The following is a 19,952-nucleotide window of genomic DNA, read 5'->3' as shown; positions in this document are numbered from 1 at the left end:
TGATCGATCCCGTTACATCGTTGGAGTGGCGGCCTGCACAGGCTTCTCCCCGTCCCACCCTCTGAAAAGCCCGACAGGACGCATTCTGCCCTCGTGGCGAAGCAGCCATTGCTTGCGCCGGAGCCCGCCCCCATAGCCCGTCAACGATCCGTCAGCGCCGATGCAGCGGTGGCATGGCACGATGATTGCGAGGCAGTTGGAGCCGTTGGCCCTGGCCACGGCACGCACCGCCTGCGGGGTTGCGACCTTCCGCGCGATGTCGCTGTAGGAGCGTGTCTCGCCCACGGGTATCGCAACGAGTTCTGCCCATACCTGGCGCTCGAAGGCACTGCCGTCGAGGGCGAGCGGTGTCCGAAAATCGGCCGAGCGCCCGGCGAAATAGTCGTTGAGCTCGCGCTCCACCTGATCGATGGGCGGCGTTCTGCCGGGCACCACCGCAGAGTGCGTCTTTCGCTTGAGATTTTCCACTTCGGCCGGGAGGGCCTTGCGGTCGTGGAACTCGATGAGATGAAGATGCGTCTGGTCGGCCACCGCCACCATGGGGCCTAGCGGCGTCTCTATCCAGTCGGCAAAGAGCAGCACGCGCCCTTGCGATTTAGCAGGAGCCTGTCCGATCAGCCGCCCGAAGGCGGCGCGAAAACCGCTCGGAGATTCATAGCCCGCGTCGATCTGCGCCTCGATGACACTGGCGCCGCCGGAGAGCTGCCGCGCGGCTTCGCCCATTCGCCGCTGGCGGGCGAGATCGAGAAAGGTGACGCCGAGGGATCGCTTGAAGGCGCGCCGCACGGTCGACGGATCGAAGCCGCGCCGCACGAGATCGCCCTCCGTCCAGCGATGTTCCGGCCGGCGGTCGAGCAGCTCGATAAGCTCCTTGACGAGCGGATCTTTCCCGGATGCACCTTCCAGCGGGCGGCAACGTTGGCACGGCCGGAAGCCGGAATTGACGCAGGCGGAAATACTGTCGAAGAACAAGGTGTTCTCCCGCTTCGGCTTGCGGGCAGGACATGAGAGCCGGCAGAAGATGCCGGTGCTCTTGACGCAGACGAAGGCCTGGCCCTCATAATCGGAACTGCGGGCCAGCAGCGCATCGTAAAGGATATCGTCATCAGGCAGATCGAAAAGCATATTGCTTTGTAGCATCAGCCACACGCGCCGTCCGCCGAATTTCGGGCATCTATTCGTGCTGTTCGCCGATCCCTCACATGACGAGCAGCATGACCACGCCGAGCACGATAAGCAGGCAGCCGACCAGTTCGAGCCGGTTGATCCACTCCCGGAAGATGAAGAAGGAGGAGGCGAAGGTGAACAGCATCTCCACCTGAGCGACCACCTTGACGATCGCCGCCTGCTGCAGCGTCATCGCCGCGAACCAGCCGAAGGAGGCCGAGGCGCCGACGAAGCCCACGACGAAAGCGGGCTTCCAGGCAGCACCTATGCGTTTCAGTTCGTCGCGTTCACGCGCGACGATCCAGAGAAGCATGACGATCGTCTGAAGCAGGATGACGAAGCCGAGCGTGAAGCTCGCCTGGATCACATAGTCCGGCTGAGGGAGACTCGGCTCCAGCGCCAGCGAGGCCGAGCGGTAGGACACCGCCGAGAGACCGAAGAAGGTACCGGAGAGCAGCCCGATTCCCGCCGTGCGACCGAAGATCGATGTCAGCAGCGACCGCGCGCTGAGCGTCGTTCGGGCGACGGAGATCAGCATGACGCCGACCACCGAAATGGCGATCGCAACCAGCGCTCCCTGGCTTGCCTTTTCGCCGAGGAAGATCAGTCCGAAGAGCGCCGCCTGGGCGGGCTCGGTGCGGGAATAGGCGGTGCCCACCGCGAAGTTGCGGAAGGAGAAGAGATGGACGAGCAGGAAGGTCGCAGCGATCTGCGCCAATCCGCCGACCACCGCCCAGAGATAGAAAGTGCCGTTCGGCACCGGCAGCTGATGCCCGCCGACGCGCCAGAGCAGGACGAGGTAGAGGAGCGCGAAAGGCAGCCCGAAGCCGAAGCGGACGAAAGTCGCGCCGGTGGTGCCCATGACGCCCTTCAGGTGCTTCTGCATGGCGGAGCGGACATTCTGAAGGAAGGCCGCGGCGACGGTGATGAGAACCCAGGTTTCCATATTTGCCCGCTAACACGCAGGCCGAAAACAATCCATGGCCAATCGGGTCGCAGGTGAACAAACCGTTTTGCTTCGCAAGGCCGCCCGTGTCATAAACCCGCCCATGAAGAAGCTCGACCGCATGCCGACCCACGCCGAATTCGCCCATGTCACCGACTGGGTCTTCGACCTCGACAACACGCTCTATCCGCATCACGTCAATCTGTTCTCACAGATCGACCGCAACATGACGGCCTATGTTGCCGAACTCCTGTCGCTGGATCCTGCGGAGGCGAAGAAGCTGCAGAAGGAGTACTACCGCGACCACGGCACCACGCTTCAGGGCCTGATGCTTCATCACGGCATCGATCCCAATGATTTCCTCGAAAGAGCCCACGCCATCGACTATAGCGTGGTGCCGGCCGACCCGGCACTCGGCGAGGCGATCAAGGCGCTGCCCGGACGCAAGTTCATCTTCACCAACGGCAGCGTCGCCCATGCGGAGATGACCGCGCGGGCGCTCGGCATTCTCGAGCATTTCAACGACATCTTCGACATCGTCGCCGCCGGCTTCATACCGAAGCCCGCCGGCGACACCTACGACAAGTTCATGGGCCTTCACCGCATCGACACGGCGAATGCGGTCATGTTCGAGGATCTGCCGCGCAACCTGGTCGTCCCTAAGGCGCTCGGCATGAAGACGGTGCTGCTCGTGCCGCGCAATCTCGAATACGAGTTCGCCGAGGCCTGGGAAACGTCGAGCGACGCGGACGATCAGATCGACTACGTCACGGAAGACCTGGCGGGTTTCCTGCGCAGTGTGATTGTTTAGCCCAAAAGTCAAAGGCCCCTCCCCACAGGCCCTACAGGGGGAGGGGTTCGGGAGGGGCTTTTTTTGTGAACTACCGCCGTCCGGACGCCATCGGGACCGACCGGGGGTCGACCTTCTCGTAAAACCCGGCGATGATTTCCCATGCCTCTTCGGCCGTCTCCACGAAATGCAACAGGTCGACGTCGTCCGGCGCGATGGTTCCGAACTCGGCCAGTGCCTCGAAATTGATGATGCTGCGCCAGAATTTCTCGCCGAAGAGGATGAGCGGCACCAGAGCAAGCCGGCCGGTCTGCATCAGCGTCATGGTTTCGAACAGTTCGTCGAGCGTGCCGAAGCCGCCCGGGAAGACAGTGACCGCCTTGGCACGCAGCAGGAAGTGCATCTTGCGGATGGCGAAATAGTGGAAATTGAAGGACAGGTCCGGCGTCACGAACTGGTTCGGCGCCTGCTCGTGCGGAAGCACGATGTTCAGGCCGATCGAAGGTGCGCCGACGTCGGCTGCGCCGCGATTGCCCGCCTCCATGACGCCGGGGCCGCCGCCCGTGACGACCACATATTCCTTGTAACCGAGCTTTGCCGACTGCTCCGAGCACAATCGCGCGAACTTGCGCGCCTCGTCATAATAGATCGAGGCAGCCTCGAGATTCTTGCGCTGGATGTCGTTCTTGGCGGCCCAGGCCTCGCCGCCCGGCTCCGGAATGCGCGCTCCGCCGAACATCACCACGGTGGAGTTGATGCCGCGCTCCTCGAGCATCATCTCGGTCTTCAGGAGCTCGAGCTGCAGGCGGACGGGCCTCAGTTCCTCACGGCACAGGAAATCGTCGTCGATATAGGCGAGACGATAGGTGGGCGAAGCCGATTGCGGCGTCAAAGGCACGCTCGATGCGCGTTGCCTGCTCTGGGAGCTGTCTGCCAGCGGATCCCAAACCCCATCCTTGCGGCGCAGAGTCCGCTTCTTCATGCGTGCCATGTTTCGTTTCCCGTCGCGTTTCGAACACCGGAGACCTCGTCCGGACGCGTCCCTTCGGATCTTTCTCGGCCATAGAGGCGTCCCTACTGCCGGATTAGTTGAGACTTGCCAAGTCCCGTTGAGGAGCGCGAACCGAAAAGGCCTTCAACTTTTTGAGGATCATGCTCCATGGGCGCCAGGTTTCGGTGAAGCCGCGCGACATCTTGAATCGCTGCATAATCCGTGAAGCCGGTTCCGATTCGGGGAATTATGCAGTAGAGCTTGCAGCACAACGCCGAACTCGAAGGATTTCCGATGACGAACCACGACCTCGCCTCCCTGTCGCAGACGATCGAGACCGCTTTCGAAGGGCGCGACGCCGTCAACACCGGCACCCGCGGCGCGGTTCGCGACGCCGTGGAAACGGCGCTGAACCTGCTCGACAGCGGCAAGGTACGCGTCGCTGAACGCAGTGAGGACGGCACCTGGACGGTCAACCAGTGGCTCAAGAAGGCGGTGCTCCTCTCCTTCCGCCTCAATCCGATGGAACTCGTCAGAGGCGGACCGGGCGAAGCCGTCTGGTGGGACAAGGTTGCCTCCAAATTCGACGGCTGGAGCGTCAACGAGTTCGAGAAGGCCGGGTTCCGCGCCGTTCCGAACTGCGTGGTCCGCCGCTCCGCCTATATCGCACCGAATGCGGTGCTGATGCCCTCCTTCGTCAATCTCGGCGCCTATGTCGGCGAGGGGACGATGGTCGACACCTGGGCGACCGTCGGCTCCTGCGCGCAGATCGGCAAGAACGTGCATCTTTCCGGCGGCGTCGGCATCGGCGGCGTGTTGGAACCGATGCAGGCCGGCCCGACCATCATCGAGGACAATTGCTTCATCGGCGCCCGCTCCGAGGTGGTCGAAGGCTGCATCGTCCGCGAGGGTTCGGTGCTCGGCATGGGTGTCTTCATCGGCAAGTCGACGAAGATCGTCGACCGCGCGACGGGCGAGGTGATGTATGGCGAAGTGCCGCCCTACTCCGTCGTCGTCGCCGGCTCCATGGCTTCCGGCTCCACCATGGCCAATGGCCAGCCGGCGCCGAACCTCTATTGCGCCGTGATCGTCAAGCGGGTCGACGAGAAGACCCGCTCCAAGACCGGCATCAACGAACTGCTCCGGGACTGACGATGGCCAAGGAGGGGCGGCAGCCGAGCATGATGTGGCTGTTCTTCAGCCCCTCCGGCCGTATCGGCCGCCTGCCCTTTCTCCTCGCCTGGCTCTTCTGGTTCGCCGTCGGCTCCATCTTTCTGGTGCAGATGATGAAGAACGAGGTGGACGACGCGGCGCTCGCGCTCTGGACGCTGGCTCTGATCGTCTCCGGCGTGCTTTCGACGCTCTCCATCGCCATGCTGGCGATCAAGCGCCTGCATGATATCGGCTATCCCGGCCCGCTGGCGCTCTGCCTCTTCATCCCGGTTCTGAGCCCGATCGTTTTTATCGGTCTCTGCCTCTGGCCGGGCGCAAACAGGGCAAACGAATATGGCAGCCGCCGCGATGCGCCGGCCGGAGATTGATTCCGCCCTGTACATTTCAACGCTCACCAAGTATGTAGCGCGGCAACTGAATAGGGCCGCGACCACGTTGGCCGCGGCAATCGACGCCTGATGACGACCTGCACCGAGGTCCGCTCTTCCGCCGACGACAACCGAAATCCGAAAGAAGAGACATGACAGAATTCGCAGGGATCGCGCCGGCGATCGCCGAGGCGTTGGCAAAACGCGGTTACGAGACGCTGACGCCGGTTCAGCAGGCCATGCTGGATCCGTCGCTCGGCACCGCCGACGCGCTGGTCTCCGCCCAGACCGGCTCCGGCAAGACCGTGGCCTTCGGCCTGGCACTGGCGCCGACGCTCATCGGTTCGGCAAGGAAATTCGCGCAGGCCGGCGCACCGCTTGCACTCGTCATCGCGCCGACGCGCGAATTGGCGCTGCAGGTCATGCGCGAGCTCGACTGGCTCTACGAGATGGCGGGGGCCACCATCGCCTCCTGCGTCGGCGGCATGGACATGCGCAGCGAACGGCGCACGCTGGAACGCGGCGCCCATATCGTCGTCGGGACGCCGGGCCGGCTTTGCGACCATATCCGCCGTGGATCGCTCGATATATCGGGACTGAAGGCCGTCGTGCTCGATGAGGCCGACGAGATGCTGGACCTCGGCTTCCGCGAGGATCTGGAGTTCATTCTCGAGGCGTCGCCGGCGGATCGCCGCACGCTGATGTTCTCCGCCACCGTACCGCGCTCGATCGCGACGCTCGCCAAGAATTACCAGCGTGATGCAGTCCGCATCGGCGTCACCTCCGAGCAGAAGCAGCACGGCGACATCGAGTACCGCTCGCTGCTCGTGGCGCCGAGCGACCGTGAGAATGCCATCATCAACGTGCTGCGCTTTTACGAAGCGAGGAACGCGATCGTCTTCTGCTCGACGCGCGCCGCGGTCAATCATCTGACCGCCCGCTTCAACAATCGCGGCTTCTCCGTCGTGGCGCTCTCAGGCGAGCTCAGCCAGAACGAACGCACCCACGCACTGCAGGCCATGCGCGACGGCCGCGCCCGCGTGTGCATCGCGACCGACGTTGCGGCGCGCGGGATCGACCTTCCGGGCCTCGAGCTCGTGATCCATGCCGACCTGCCGACCAACTCCGACACGCTGCTGCATCGCAGCGGCCGGACGGGCCGCGCCGGCCAGAAAGGCGTGAGCGCACTGATCGTGCCCGTGAACGCCCGCCGCAAGGCCGAGCGGCTGCTTGAAAACGCACGGATTACCGCCGCCTGGGCAAAGCCCCCGTCGGCCGACGAGGTGGCACGTCGCGACGACGAGCGCATCGCCGCCGATCCGGCCCTTGCCGAAGCTCCGCGCGAGGATGAACAGGCGATCGTCGAGACGCTGATCAGCCGCTACGGGGCGGAAAAGATCGCCGCGGCCTTCGTCCGGCAATTCCGCTCGAACCGTTCCGCTCCGGAGGAACTCGTGGATGTCGCCGTCTACGACGATCGCAGGAAACCCCGTCGCGACGGCCCGGCTTTCACGGGTGACAGCGAGCCGGCTCCGCGCGCGGACTTCGCCGACGGCCAGTGGTTTTCCCTCTCCGTCGGGCGCAAGCAGAACGCCGAGCCCCGCTGGCTGATCCCGATGCTTTGCCGTTACGGCAAGCTGAGCAAGCGCGATATCGGCGCGATCCGCATGCAGCCCGAGGAAACCTATGTCGAGATGACGGCCGACGGCGCAGAACGCCTCCTTGCCGCGATCGGCCCGAACCGGATGCTGGAAAAGGGCATTCGCGTCAAAACCCTTCCGGGTGCCCCGGACAGCTCCAGGCCGCGGCAGGACAAGCCGGACTTCGAGAAGAAGCGGCCGCCGGCGATCGCAGCGGAGCGCGAACACAAGGACTTCAAGCCGAAGCGCAAGTTCGACAAGCAGCCTCCCATCGCGCAGGATGCGCATTCGGACAGCCGGGGCGACAAGCCCTGGAGCAAGAAGAAGGGCAAGCCCGAAGCGCAGAAAACCGGCGACTTCAAGGCCGGTGCCAAGCGCAACAACGCCAAGAAGCGCCAGCCTTGAGATGGCATTTCCCGCCGGCGATCGGCATCGCGGCGGGAAAACTTGAGGTGAATCCCCGCAGATCAAGTCTCCAGGACCGTGCCGCCGCATGTCGAATATCGCCTGAGCGAGGTGGGCCGCTCGCTGAGTGAAGCGCTGGTCGTGCTCGACCGCTGGGCGGAGACCCATTTCGGCACGCTCGACGCCGCGCGCGAACGCTATGACGCGCAGACGAACAGGTGAGAACGGGTCGTCACTCGCCGTTCTGCGACTGCGCCATGACCTTCACGACCCAATCGGCGAAAACGCGCAAACGGCTGCTCAAGTGACGGTTCGGCGGATAGACGAGATAGATCGGCATCGGCTCGACCTGCCAGTCGGGCAGAACCGGAACCATCGTCCCGTTGCGAAGGTCCTCGCGCACCATGAAGAGCGGCGCCTGGATGACGCCCAGTCCCGCCCGGGCGGCGGCAAGATAGGTGGTCGATTCGTTCGCAGCCACCGTATAGCGTCCACTCACCTCGATCTCCTCGTTGCCGCGCCGGAAATGGAACGGCATCTGCTGACCGGTCTTCGGCAGGAAATAGCCGACCACATAGCAATTCTTCTCCAGATCGGAAGGGTGCTGCGGCACCGGGTGTCGCTCGAGAAAATCCCGCGAAGCGCAGGCGACGAACTTCATCTCGGTGATGCGCCGGGCGATCAGCGACTGATCCGTCAGGGTACCGGCGCGGATGGCGCAATCGACGTTCTCCGCGAGATAGTCGATCGTTCGGTCGGAAACCCCGAGATCGATCTGGATATCGGGGTACTTCTTGTGGAACTCGGGCAGCGCCGGAATGATTACCAGATTGGCGAAGGCACTTGCCGTCTCGACTCTCAGTCGGCCCTTCGGCAGGCTCTGGGCCGTCGAAAGGCTGCCGTCCAGTTCGTCGAGGTCGGAAAGCAGCCGTGCGGCGCGCTCGTAATAAAGCGCACCGTCCGGCGTCACCAGGACGCGCCGCGTGGTACGATTGAGCAGCTTCGTGCGCAAATGCGCCTCCAGCCCCTGGATGAGATTGGTGACGGTCGCCTTCGGCATGTTGAGGGAGGCGGAGGCGCGGGTAAAATTGCCGGTCTCCACAACCCGAAGAAAGGCGCGCATGGCCGTGAGTTGGTCCATTTTCAATAACCGAATTGTTCGAAATACCGAATAGTGTAATCACAACCCGCGGACTATTCCAGACGAAAGACAATGATATGCTGCAAACATCGCGAGTTGTCCCTCATCTAGGGATTCACCCGTGGCGGAGACAAGAGAGATGAACGCGCAATTTACGGAAGAGACGATGCAGACGAGCAAAGGCTCGTGCCGCGCGCGTGTCTACCGCGGCGCATCGCTGCTCGCGCCGCCGCCGATCGTGCTGCATCTCCATGGTGGCGGCTTCGTCGGCGATTCGGTCGCGGCGGGCGAAAAAGTGGCCAATGCCTTGGCGGCCGCGGGCGCGGTCGTCATCTCGCCGGAATATCCTTCCGCGTGCATGAACCCGTTTCCGGCGGCACTCGACTGCGCCTATGCGATGCTTTCATCCATGCGCAGCCGCTGTCCGCAGTTCGCGCACAAGAAGTCGATGCTGTTCGTCGCCGGCGAAGAGGCGGGCGGCAATCTTGCGGCCGGCCTGGCGCTGATGGCGCGCGATCAGTTCCTGACCGACCTCAAAGGCCAGATCCTGCTGTCGCCCCTGCTCGACCCGTGCCTGGCAACGGCTTCGTTTCGCAAGTTCTGTCCGCAGAGTTCGGTGCAATCCATCGCCGAAGGCTGGCAACAATATCTCGGCGAGCGCAGCGGGCTCACGCATCCCTATGCGGCGCCGGGCCATTGCAGCCGTCTCGGCGGTCTCGTTCCGGCCCTCGTCGTCACCAGCGAGGAGTGCCCGATGCGCGACGAGGCGGAAGCCTATGCCGAGCGTCTCCGCAAGGCCGGCGTTCCGGTGGAAACCCATGTGCTGCCCGGGCGCGCCTCATGGCTGCCTGTCGGCGGCGCGGCGCAGGAGACCTGGCCATCGCATGAAGAAATCATATCCGGCATCTTCTCCCGCTTCTTCAAGCAGGCGGGAGCGAAGCCGGCCAAAGAGTAACAAATAAAACAGTAAGCACAGAGCCGGGCTCCCAACCGGCGAGGAGAAAACATGACATCGACAGTAACCCGCCGGGTCCTGTGGGGCGCCGGCTTGAGCATTCTTTTGTCCGTCGGCGGCGGCGCAGCCGTCTTCTTCGGACTGCCTCAGCGCTTCCAGGCGGATGCCGCGACCGAAGCGCCCGCCGCAGCGGCGCCGCCGGCCGTGCCGGTCTCCGTCGCCAAGGCCGAATCGCGTCGGATCACCACGTGGGAGAGCTTCTCCGGCCGTCTCGAAGCGATCGAGCGCGTCGAGATCCGTCCTCGCGTCGGCGGCGCGATCCTGAGCGCCCACTTCCGCGAAGGGGCGCTGGTCGAAAAGGGCGACCTGCTCGTCACCATCGATCCCGAGCCCTTCGCCGCGGCAGTCGAGCGCGCCGAAGCGCAGGTTGCCGCAGCCGAAGCGCGCGTCGCGCTCGCCAGAACCGAGCTCGAACGCGGCCGCAAGCTGGTGACCACCAGCGCTATCCCGCAGAGCGGAGTCGATCAAAGGCTCAGCGTCTACGACGAGGCGCGGGCGAACCTCCGCTCGGCGAAGGCCGCGCTGCACACCGCCAAACTCGACTTGGAATACACCGAAGTGCGCGCGCCGATCAGCGGTCGCGTCGGCAGGCTCAACGTGACGGCGGGCAATCTCGTTACCGCCGGCACCGCCTCGCCGGTCCTGACGACGCTCGTGTCCGTGGACCCGATCTATGCGAGCTTCAACGTCAGCGAGGAGGTCGTCGCCGCCGCGCTCGCAAAGCTCTCGGCCTCGGCCGGCAGCATCGATGCGATCGAACGCATCCCCGTCGAAATCGGAACCTCCGCCGACGAGGGGACGCCGATCACCGGCCATATCCAGCTCATCAACAACGAGGTGGACGCGGCAACCGGCACCATTCGCGTGCGGGCGGAACTCACCAATGCCGATGGGCGCCTGATCCCGGGTCAGTTCGTGCGCATTCGGATCGGCGATCCGCAGCCTGAGGAAAAGCTGGTGATCAGCGACCGTGCGGTCAGTTCGGATCAGGACAAGAAATTCGTCCTGGTCGTCGGGGCAGACAACAAGGTGGAGTACCGCCAGGTCACTCTCGGGCCCGTCGCCGATGGTCTCCGGATCGTGGAAAACGGGCTGAAGCCCGGCGAGAGCATCATCGTCAACGGTCTGCAGCGCGTACGCCCCGGCGTCGTCGTCGCCCCGCAGGCCGAGCAAGCGACCGCTTCGATCGCCAAGCCATAGCCAAGCTGCGCCCTGACGGACCATAGCAGGGCGCCGAAAAGACATTCAACGGCATGCATCGGTGCTCGCGGCGATAAGTCTTCGCCGCAGACGCGCTCCGCTTGCCTGAAGTTCCCAAGGGGGATGCCATGAATTTCTCACGCTTCTTCGTCGACCGCCCGGTCTTCGCGGGCGTTCTTTCCGTGATCATCTTCGTCGCGGGCCTGATCGGCATGACCGGCCTGCCGATTTCCGAATATCCGGAAGTCGTGCCGCCGCAGATCGTCGTCAGGGCGCAATATCCGGGCGCCAACCCGGCCGTCATCGCCGAAACCGTCGCCACACCGCTCGAAGAGCAGATCAACGGCGTCGAGGGCATGCTCTACATGCAGAGCCAGGCGACCGCCGATGGCCTGATGACGCTGACCGTCACCTTCGAGCTCGGAACCGATCCGGATCAGGCCCAGCAGCTGGTGCAGAACCGCGTCTCGCAGGCCGAGCCGCGGCTGCCGGAAGAGGTGCGCCGGCTCGGCGTCACCACCGTCAAGAGCTCGCCCGACCTGACGCTCGTCGTGCACCTGATTTCACCCAACGGGCAATACGACATCAACTATCTGCGCAACTACGGCGTCCTGAACGTCAAGGACCGGCTGGCGCGCGTAGATGGTGTCGGCCAGGTGCAGATCTTCGGCGGCGGCGACTATTCCATGCGCGTCTGGATCGACCCCGAGAAGGCCGCAGAGCGCGGGCTTGCCGCGAGCGACATCGCCAATGCCGTCCGCGGGCAGAACGTCCAGGCAGCCGCCGGCGTCATCGGCGCTTCGCCGTCGGTTCCCGGCCTGGACCTGCAACTCTCCGTCAACGCTCAGGGCCGCCTCAAGACACCCGAGGATTTTGCCGACATCGTCGTCAAATCGGGCGAGAGCGGGGAGATCACGCGCCTGGGCGACGTCGCCCGCGTCGAAATGGGAGCCGCTGACTACTCGCTGCGCTCGCTTCTCGACAACAAGGCCGCCGTCGGCATGGGCGTGTTCCAGGCGCCCGGCTCGAACGCCATCCAGATCTCCGAAAACGTCCACAAGGTCATGGCCGAGCTGAAGCAGACCATGCCTGATGGCGTCGATTACGAGATCGTCTACGACACGACGCAGTTCGTCCGGGCTTCGATCGAATCGGTCATCCACACGCTGCTCGAAGCCATTGCGCTCGTGGTCGTCGTCGTCATCGTCTTCCTGCAGACCTGGCGCGCCTCGATCATCCCGCTCGTTGCCGTGCCCGTCTCGATCGTCGGCACCTTCGCGGTGATGTATGTCTTCGGCTTCTCGATCAACGCGCTCAGCCTCTTCGGCCTGGTGCTGGCGATCGGCATCGTCGTCGACGACGCCATCGTCGTCGTGGAGAACGTCGAACGCAATATCTCCCAAGGTCTCTCACCAGTGCAGGCGACCTATCGCGCCATGCAGGAGGTCTCTGGGCCGATCATCGCGATCGCGCTGGTCCTCGTCGCGGTCTTCGTGCCGCTCGCCTTCATCACCGGGCTCACCGGCCAGTTCTACCGCCAGTTCGCGCTGACCATCGCGATCTCGACGGTGATTTCGGCCCTCAACTCGCTGACGCTCTCGCCGGCGCTCGCCGCCCTTCTCCTGAAGGACCACCACGCCCCGAAGGACCGGCTGACGCGGGTCATGGATGGGTTGTTCGGCTGGTTCTTCCGCGGCTTCAACCGCTTCTTCGGAGCGAGTTCGGAGGCCTATGGCCGCGGCGTCGGCGGCATCCTCACCCGCAAGTCGCTAGTCATGGGCGTCTATGTCGTCCTCCTCGGCGTCACCTTCGTGCTCTTCCGCGCGGTGCCCGGCGGCTTCGTGCCGGCGCAGGACAAGCAATACCTCATCGGCTTTGCGCAGCTGCCGGACGCGGCGACGCTCGATCGCTCGGAAGATGTCATCCGGCGCATGAGCGAGATCGCCCTCAAGCACCCGGGCGTCGAACACGCCATCGCCTTCCCGGGCCTGTCGATCAACGGCTTCACCAATTCGTCCAACTCCGGCATCGTCTTCGTGTCGCTGAAGCCGTTCGAGGAGCGTACGACGCCCGAACTTTCGGGCGGCGCCATCGCCATGCAGTTGAACCAGGAGTTCGGGGCGATACAGGATGCCTTCATCGCCATGTTCCCGCCACCGCCCGTCCAGGGTCTCGGCACGACCGGCGGCTTCAAGCTGCAGATCGAGGACAGGAACGGCCTCGGCTACCGGACGCTGGACGATGCGACCAAGGCCGTCCTCGCCAAGGCGATGGCGGCACCGGAACTCGCCGGGCTCTATTCGAGCTTCCAGATCAACGTGCCGCAGCTCTATGCCGACCTCGACCGCACCAAGGCCCGTCAGCTCGGCGTCGCGGTCACGGACGTGTTCGAGACGCTGCAGATCTATCTGGGCTCGCTCTACGTCAACGACTTCAACGCTTTCGGCCGCACCTACAGCGTGCGCATCCAGGCCGATGCGAGCTATCGCAGCCACGCCGACGACATCGGCAAGCTGAAGGTGCGTTCGCAGACGGGCGAGATGATCCCGCTGTCGGCCCTGCTCAACGTCGAGCAGACGGTCGGCGCCGAGCGGGCCATCCGCTACAACGGCTTCCTCGCCGCCGATATCAATGGCGGACCGGCACCCGGCTTCTCCTCCGGTCAGGCGCAGGCGGCCATCGAGCGGATTGCGGCCGAGACGCTGCCGCCCGGCATTTCATACGAGTGGACGGACCTGACCTACCAGCAAATCCTCGCCGGAAATTCGGGCATCCTCGTCTTCCCGCTGGCGCTGCTGCTCGTCTACCTCGTGCTTGCGGCCCAGTATGAGAGCCTGCTGCTGCCGATCGCGATCATCCTGATCGTGCCGATGGGCATCATGGCGGCGCTGACGGGCGTCTGGCTGACCGGCGGCGACAACAATGTCTTCACCCAGATCGGCCTAATCGTTCTGGTGGGTCTGTCGGCAAAGAACGCGATCCTGATCGTCGAATTCGCCCGCGAACTGGAACTGTCCGGCAGCAATGCCGTCAGTGCGGCGATCGAGGCGAGCCGGCTCCGGCTCAGGCCGATCCTGATGACCTCGATGGCCTTCATCATGGGTGTCGTGCCGCTCGTCACCTCCACCGGCGCCGGCGCGGAAATGCGCTCCGCCATGGGCGTGGCGGTCTTTGCCGGCATGATCGGCGTCACGGCCTTCGGCATCTTCATGACGCCGGTCTTCTATGTGCTCATCCGCAAGCTTTCCGGCGAGAAGCCGCTGAAGCACACCGGAGCGCATATCGAAGCCCCGCATCTCGCCCCCGGCGAGTAGCCTTCCCTGCCCCCGAACGGGGTCGATGGCGGGCCGGACATCTGTCCGGCCCGTTCTCTTTCCAGCCGCCCTGCGAAATCCGCCCGGTTCATCGGACGTGACAGCGGGTGGCTGATCGGATAAACCGGCAATCTCTGTTACCGGACTACCGTTTCTTGGCCCACCGGCTTCGCAGGCATACCTTCCATGTTCCCGACCGATCCCGTCTCCAATCTCGCTGCCCTCATTCGCTGCCCCTCCGTCACACCCGCCGAGGGAGGTGCGCTTGCGGCTCTTGAAGCCATGCTTGCTCCGGTCGGCTTCAAGGTCGACCGGGTCGTGGCGAAGGAACCCGGAACGCCCGATATCGAGAACCTTTACGCCCGGATCGGGGGCGAAGGACCGCATCTGATGTTCGCCGGCCACACCGATGTGGTGCCGGTCGGCGACGAGGCCGCCTGGAGCCGACCGCCCTTCTCCGCCGCGATCGCCGAAGGCGAAATGTACGGACGCGGCGCCGTCGACATGAAGGGCGGCATCGCCTGTTTCGTGGCGGCGGTCGCCCGTCACGTCGAGAAGCATGGCGCGCCCAAGGGCTCGATCTCCTTCCTCATCACCGGCGACGAGGAAGGCCCGGCGATCAACGGCACGGTGAAGCTCCTCGAATGGGCGGCGGCAAGGGGCGAGCGCTGGGACGCCTGTCTCGTCGGCGAGCCGACCAATCCGGACTGCATCGGCGACATGATCAAGATCGGCCGGCGCGGGTCGCTCTCCGGCCGGATCACCGTTCATGGCGTCCAGGGCCACGCCGCCTATCCGCATCTTGCGGACAATCCGGTGCGCAGCATCCTGCAGCTCGCACAGGCCCTGATGGACCCGCCCTTCGACGACGGCACCGAAAATTTCCAGCCTTCGAACCTCGAAGTCACGACGATCGATGTCGGCAATACCGCAGTAAACGTCATTCCCGCCAAGGCGAGCGCCGCCTTCAACATCCGTTTCAACGACCGCTGGACGGCCGAAAGCCTGATGGCGGAGATCGTCGCGCGTCTCGACCGCGCAGCAGCCGGTAGCGCGCTGAGGCCCGGCCGGGCTCCGGCCAGATACGAGATCGTCTGGAACGAGCGTCCGAGCCACGTCTTCCTGACGCGCAACAACGCGCTCATCGATTCGCTTTCGGGTGCCGTGGAGGCCGTCACCGGGCGGCAGCCGCAGCTGTCGACCACCGGCGGTACATCGGACGCGCGCTTCATCAAGGACTATTGCCCGGTCGTCGAATTCGGCCTCGTCGGCAAGACCATGCACATGGTCGACGAACGCGTCGCCCTTGCCGATCTCGAAATCCTGACCGGGATATACGAAACCTTCATCGCCCGCTGGTTCGGTCATGCCGCTGCTTGAGGAAGTCCTTGTCTATATCAAGGGGCTGTGGCTGCTGATCCAGGGCAACCTTGAAGGCTATCGCTGGCTGGATATCAGCGAGAGCGGGTTGTGGCGCTCCTTCACGGCGATCCTCTGGACGCTGCCGGCGCTGGCCGTGGGCTGGGCCTCGTGGCGGCTCTATTATCTCTCGGTGATGCCGACCGGTACGACAGTCGGCATCGGCTTCTTCGGGAAGCTTCTCGCCGTCGATCTCGTAAGCTGGCTGCTGCCGATCGTGCTGATCGCCGTCCTCTCGCGCCCGCTCGGCTTTTCCGTCCTGGTGGTGCCGGTGATCGTCACGACCAATTGGCTCCAGGTCCCGCTGACGTATGCCATGGCAGTGCCGGCCGCGTTGCTGCTGGTCATACCCGGCAGCGCCGGGATGGCAGCCCTGCTGTGGCTTCTGCTGCTCGTCGCCAGCTCCGCGCTGCTCTTCCGCCTTTTGCGGACCGTTACCGCCAAGCAGAACCTGCTCGCCGCCGCCCTTGCCGCGATCTTTCTGCTGTCACCGCTGATGATCATGCAGTTCCTGCAGCGCCTGCTCGGCCTGATGCCGGGCTGAATGGCGGCGGATCTGCGGCAGCCCCTCATCCGCCTGCCGGCACCTTCTCCCCGCAAGCGGGGAGAAGGGACAAGCGGCATGAATCGAGCGAGCGCCGCGAGTCTCCTTCGCCCCGCGTGCGGGGAGAAGGTGGCCGGCAGGCCGGATGAGGGGCTGCTGTTTCCAGCTCAGTAATCCACCCGCATGAAATAAAGCCCGTCCGGCGGGGCGACAGGGCCGCACGCCTTGCGGTCCCGCGCCTCCAGTGCCGCCTGCAGGTCGTCCGGCGTCCATTTGCCCTCGCCAACGAGCTTCAGGGAGCCTGCGAAGGAACGGATCTGGTTGTGAAGAAAGCTTTGCGCCGTGGCGCGGATTTCGATGAGCTCGCCCGCACGGGTCACGTCCAGCCGGTCGAGCGTGCGCAAGGGGCTCGTCGCCTGACAGTGGGCCGAGCGGAAGGTGGTGAAATCGTGATGGCCGACGAGGCGCTGCGCCGCCTCGTGCATGGCGTCGTGATCGAGCGGCTTCGGCACCCACCAGGCGCGCCGCGCCTCCAGCGCCAGCGGCGAACGGCGGGAAATGATCCGATAGAGATAATGCCTGCGGATTGCCGAGAAACGGGCGTCGAAATCGCCGGGGGCTTCCGCGACATCGAGGATCGAGACCCGCTCGCCGGCAAGCGCCAGATGCGCGTTGAGGGCGTTTTGCAGCGTGTACGACTTCCACTCGCGCGTGAGATCGAGATGCGCCACCTGCCCTCTGGCATGAACGCCGGAATCGGTGCGCCCGGCGCCGCGGATCGAGACCGTCTCGCGGGTCAGCGACAGGACCGCCTTCTCGATTGCGCCCTGGACCGAGGGACCGTTCTCCTGCCTCTGCCAGCCGACGTAATCGGAACCGTCATATTCGACGGTCAGGCGATAGCGGGGCATCAGGCGATCCTCGCGCCGGCAGCGATGGGCGTGCCGCGCAGGAAATCGGCCGCGTCGAGCGCTTTGCCGCCCGCGCGCTGCAATCTCGTCAGCCGCACCGCGCCCTCTCCGCAAGCGATCCTGAGAGTGTGATCAAGCACTTCTCCGGGAGCACCTTCCCCTTCCGACATCTCGGAGGCCAGCACCTTGACGCGTTCGCGACGGCCGGCAATATCGAGTTCGAACCAGGCGCCGGGAAAGGGCGAGAGGCCGCGGATATGGTTGTGCACCTCGGCCGCCGGCCGGGAGAAATCGATCCGGGTCTCTTCCTTCGATATCTTGGCGGCATAGGCGACGCCCTCTTGCGCCTGCGGCGCGAGCGGAAGCTCACCGGCCTCGAGCCTGGCCATCGCCTCCGTCATCAGCACAGCTCCGACCTGCATCAGCCGGTCGTGCAATTCGCCGGCCGTCACCATCTCATCGATCGGAACCGACTGCGCGAGAGCGACGGGACCGGTATCGAGCCCCTTGTCCATTTTCATCACCATCATGCCGGTCTCGCGGTCGCCGGCCATGATCGCCCGCTGGATCGGCGCCGCCCCCCGCCAGCGCGGCAGGAGCGAGGCATGGCCGTTATAGCAGCCGTAGCGGGTGCCGGAGAGTATTTCCTCCGGCAGCAGCAGCCCGTAGGCGACGACGACCGCCACGTCCGCACCGAAACCCCGAAAGGTCTGGCGGTCCGCGGCATCCTTGAAATTGGCGGGCGTCAACACCGGTATGCCCAGCCGCTCGGCAGCCTGATGCACGGGGGACTTCTGCAGGTCGAGGCCGCGCCGGCCGCCCGGCCGCGGCGGCTGCGTGTAAACGGCGGCGATCTCGTGACCCGCCCCGGCGAGCGCCAGGAGCGTCGGCACGGAAAATTCCGGTGTGCCCATGAAGATCATGCGAAGCGGCAAGTGGCGGCCTCCGTCTCTCTCGATTGCCCGTAAGCGGGCGGCGGCTCCAGCTTGAATGCGGCGCGACGCTAGATCGCCTTTGCGCCGCGCGTCTTGGCCGCCTTGGTGAACCTGCGAATCACCATATCGCGCTTGAGCTTCGAGATGTAATCGATGAACAGGACGCCGTTCAGATGGTCGATCTCGTGCTGCAGGCAGGTGGCGAGCAGGCCCTCGGCCTCGACCGCCTGTTCCTTGCCCTCGCGATCGACATACTCGACCGTGATCGCGGCGGGCCGCTCGACCTCGGCGTAGTAGTCGGGGATCGAAAGGCAGCCTTCCTCATAGACCGAACGCTCCTCGGACGAGCGGACGACCTTCGGATTGATGAAGACGAGCGGCTGCTTCTCCTCGCCCTCCTTCGTCACGTCGAGAACCAGGAGGCGCTTCGGCACGCCGATCTGTATCGCGGCGAGACCGATGCCCGGCGCGTCGTACATGGTTTCCAGCATATCGTCGGCGAGCCGGCGAATATCGGCGTCAATGGTCTCCACCGGTGTCGACACCTGGCGCAGAACCGGATCGGGAAGAATGATGAGCGGCTTGATCGTCATGTCGATCCCCATAGCCGATCTTTCCGTCGACGCGCAAGAAAATTGCCATCGAGAAACCCGTTGTGCTCCAAACGGGGGCGACCGGGGAGCGGAAATGTATGTTCTCGTTTTGATCTGGTTTTCGCACGCGAATCTGTTAGTCTGCGGCCATGGAGCCCATCCCCTTTTCCTTCGATCAGCCGCTGTTCCTCATCGGCACCCTGCCCGTCACGGCCGGCCACCTCGTCACAACCGCCGCCCTTCTCGTGGTGCTGTTCTCGGCCATCATGGTGCGGCGCGCCCGTTCGGCTCGCGCGACCGGCCGCGAAGAGCAAATGTCGGCGCTCATTGCAGCGCAGACGGAGATGCAGGGACGCATCGCCGCCATGACCGAGGTCTTGGGCGCCCGGCAGGCGGAACTGAACCAGTCGCTCAGCCAGCGCATCGACGGAATGACGCACCGCATTGGCGCCTCGATCAGCGAGCAGACGAAGGCGACGCACGAAAATCTGCGGCGGCTCCAGGAGCGGCTCGCGGTGATCGACAACGCGCAGAACAACATCCAGTCGCTCGCCAAGGACATGGCCGGGCTGCAGAGCATCCTCGCCAACAAGCAGACGCGCGGCGCCTTCGGACAGTCGCGCATGGAGGCGATCGTCGCGGACGGACTGCCTATGGGCGCCTTCGCCTTCCAGGCGACGCTTTCCAACGGCGCCCGGCCGGACTGCACCATCCGCATGCCGAACGGCCAGCCGCCGCTGGTCATCGATGCGAAATTTCCGCTCGAGGCCTGGAATTCCATGAGGGACGCGGCGAGCGCCGAACGGCGGCAACAGGCCGCGCAGGCCTTCCGCCGCGACATGGAGGTGCATATCCGCGATATCGCCGGCAAATATCTTCTACCGGGCGACACGCAGGATACGGCCTTCCTCTTCGTTCCCTCCGAATCGATCTTCGCCGAAATCCACGAGCATTTCGAAGCGGTCGTCCAGAAGGCGCACCGCCAGCGGATCGTCATCGTCTCTCCGTCGCTTCTGCTTCTCTCGATCCAGGTCATCCAGGCGATCCTGAAAGATGCCCGCATGCGCGAGCAGGCCCACCTGATACAGGGCGAAGTCGTACGGCTGATGGAAGACCTCTCGCGTCTCGACGAGCGCGTACGCAAGCTCCAGGGCCATTTCGCCATGACCCAGAAGGATGTCGAGGACATCCTGATCTCCTCGGACAAGCTGACCCGTCGGGGCGCCAAGATCGAGGCGCTCGAGCTGCAGGCCGAGGCCGATCCGAGACAGGGCGAAAAGCCGGGCGACGGCAGCGGGCGCCCGGTGGACGGGCGCATGGGGCAATTAAAGCTGAGAGTGGTTGACGAGGACTGACGGCGTCGGGCACTCTCCGGCAAATGCGTGTCGCCCGAAACCGTG

Annotated in this window: 18 protein-coding genes; 11 read left to right on the top strand and 7 right to left on the bottom strand. The window is 64.6% G+C overall.

What is annotated here, in order from left to right:
* Positions 1–12: 12 nt before the first annotated feature.
* Positions 13–1,140, bottom strand: coding sequence for a bifunctional transcriptional activator/DNA repair enzyme AdaA (locus PZL22_RS20240; RefSeq protein ID WP_015007106.1), 1,128 nt, complete (start codon positions 1,138–1,140; stop codon positions 13–15).
* 58 nt (positions 1,141–1,198) lie between these two features.
* Positions 1,199–2,113: an EamA family transporter gene (locus tag PZL22_RS20235; protein WP_003527615.1), complete on the bottom strand. Its 915-nt coding sequence runs from the start codon at positions 2,111–2,113 to the stop codon at positions 1,199–1,201.
* 34 nt (positions 2,114–2,147) lie between these two features.
* Here PZL22_RS20235 and PZL22_RS20230 point away from each other — a divergent pair, with 34 nt between their 5' ends.
* The gene (locus PZL22_RS20230) at positions 2,148–2,924 is read left to right on the top strand and encodes a pyrimidine 5'-nucleotidase (RefSeq protein ID WP_003527616.1); all 777 of its coding nucleotides are present in this window, start codon (positions 2,148–2,150) and stop codon (positions 2,922–2,924) included.
* A 70-nt stretch (positions 2,925–2,994) separates the two neighbouring features.
* Here the strand turns inward: PZL22_RS20230 and PZL22_RS20225 are convergent, their stop codons facing one another.
* Entirely contained in the window at positions 2,995–3,894 is a 900-nt protein-coding gene (locus tag PZL22_RS20225; protein WP_003527617.1) for an LOG family protein, read from the bottom strand.
* Positions 3,895–4,188: 294 nt separating this feature from the next.
* Between PZL22_RS20225 and dapD the strand changes: the two genes are divergently transcribed.
* The 4 genes from dapD to PZL22_RS20205 all read left to right on the top strand — a co-directional run bounded on the left by dapD (position 4,189) and on the right by PZL22_RS20205 (position 7,702).
* A complete protein-coding gene (gene dapD / locus PZL22_RS20220) occupies positions 4,189–5,046 on the top strand; it encodes a 2,3,4,5-tetrahydropyridine-2,6-dicarboxylate N-succinyltransferase (RefSeq protein WP_003527620.1) in 858 nt (285 codons plus the stop codon).
* 2 nt (positions 5,047–5,048) lie between these two features.
* Complete coding sequence (locus PZL22_RS20215; RefSeq protein ID WP_003527621.1) at positions 5,049–5,435, top strand: DUF805 domain-containing protein; 387 nt, start codon at positions 5,049–5,051, stop codon at positions 5,433–5,435.
* A gap of 152 nt (positions 5,436–5,587) precedes the next feature.
* The gene (locus tag PZL22_RS20210) at positions 5,588–7,480 is read left to right on the top strand and encodes a DEAD/DEAH box helicase (RefSeq protein WP_003527622.1); all 1,893 of its coding nucleotides are present in this window, start codon (positions 5,588–5,590) and stop codon (positions 7,478–7,480) included.
* A 51-nt stretch (positions 7,481–7,531) separates the two neighbouring features.
* Positions 7,532–7,702, top strand: coding sequence for a winged helix-turn-helix transcriptional regulator (locus PZL22_RS20205; protein WP_197538217.1), 171 nt, complete (start codon positions 7,532–7,534; stop codon positions 7,700–7,702).
* 10 nt (positions 7,703–7,712) lie between these two features.
* Here the strand turns inward: PZL22_RS20205 and PZL22_RS20200 are convergent, their stop codons facing one another.
* A complete protein-coding gene (locus tag PZL22_RS20200) occupies positions 7,713–8,621 on the bottom strand; it encodes a LysR family transcriptional regulator (protein ID WP_003527624.1) in 909 nt (302 codons plus the stop codon).
* A gap of 139 nt (positions 8,622–8,760) precedes the next feature.
* Here PZL22_RS20200 and PZL22_RS20195 point away from each other — a divergent pair, with 139 nt between their 5' ends.
* The 5 genes from PZL22_RS20195 to PZL22_RS20175 all read left to right on the top strand — a co-directional run bounded on the left by PZL22_RS20195 (position 8,761) and on the right by PZL22_RS20175 (position 16,113).
* Positions 8,761–9,576, top strand: coding sequence for an alpha/beta hydrolase (locus PZL22_RS20195; protein ID WP_003527633.1), 816 nt, complete (start codon positions 8,761–8,763; stop codon positions 9,574–9,576).
* A 51-nt stretch (positions 9,577–9,627) separates the two neighbouring features.
* On the top strand, positions 9,628–10,836 hold the full coding sequence (locus PZL22_RS20190) for an efflux RND transporter periplasmic adaptor subunit (RefSeq protein ID WP_003527635.1): 1,209 nt from the start codon (positions 9,628–9,630) through the stop codon (positions 10,834–10,836).
* A 128-nt stretch (positions 10,837–10,964) separates the two neighbouring features.
* Entirely contained in the window at positions 10,965–14,150 is a 3,186-nt protein-coding gene (locus PZL22_RS20185) for an efflux RND transporter permease subunit (protein ID WP_003527637.1), read from the top strand.
* 186 nt (positions 14,151–14,336) lie between these two features.
* Positions 14,337–15,530, top strand: coding sequence for a succinyl-diaminopimelate desuccinylase (gene dapE / locus PZL22_RS20180; protein ID WP_003527639.1), 1,194 nt, complete (start codon positions 14,337–14,339; stop codon positions 15,528–15,530).
* On the top strand, positions 15,517–16,113 hold the full coding sequence (locus PZL22_RS20175) for a hypothetical protein (protein WP_003527641.1): 597 nt from the start codon (positions 15,517–15,519) through the stop codon (positions 16,111–16,113). The genes dapE and PZL22_RS20175 overlap by 14 nt, the downstream gene beginning before the upstream one ends.
* A 167-nt stretch (positions 16,114–16,280) precedes the next feature.
* On the opposite strand, the gene truA is transcribed toward PZL22_RS20175, so the two are convergent.
* The 3 genes from truA to def form a co-directional block, all read right to left on the bottom strand.
* Complete coding sequence (gene truA, locus PZL22_RS20170; protein WP_003527644.1) at positions 16,281–17,024, bottom strand: tRNA pseudouridine(38-40) synthase TruA; 744 nt, start codon at positions 17,022–17,024, stop codon at positions 16,281–16,283.
* Entirely contained in the window at positions 17,024–17,959 is a 936-nt protein-coding gene (fmt, locus tag PZL22_RS20165; protein WP_003527646.1) for a methionyl-tRNA formyltransferase, read from the bottom strand. The genes truA and fmt overlap by 1 nt, the downstream gene beginning before the upstream one ends.
* 68 nt (positions 17,960–18,027) lie before the next feature.
* The gene (gene def / locus PZL22_RS20160) at positions 18,028–18,552 is read right to left on the bottom strand and encodes a peptide deformylase (protein ID WP_003527648.1); all 525 of its coding nucleotides are present in this window, start codon (positions 18,550–18,552) and stop codon (positions 18,028–18,030) included.
* 149 nt (positions 18,553–18,701) lie between these two features.
* Here def and PZL22_RS20155 point away from each other — a divergent pair, with 149 nt between their 5' ends.
* Entirely contained in the window at positions 18,702–19,907 is a 1,206-nt protein-coding gene (locus PZL22_RS20155; protein ID WP_003527650.1) for a DNA recombination protein RmuC, read from the top strand.
* Positions 19,908–19,952: the final 45 nt, after the last annotated feature.

This window comes from Ensifer meliloti (assembly GCF_030064585.1).
In the GTDB taxonomy this organism is placed as follows: Bacteria; Pseudomonadota; Alphaproteobacteria; order Rhizobiales; family Rhizobiaceae; genus Sinorhizobium; species Sinorhizobium meliloti.
This window is presented reverse-complemented; position numbering and strand designations above follow the sequence as displayed.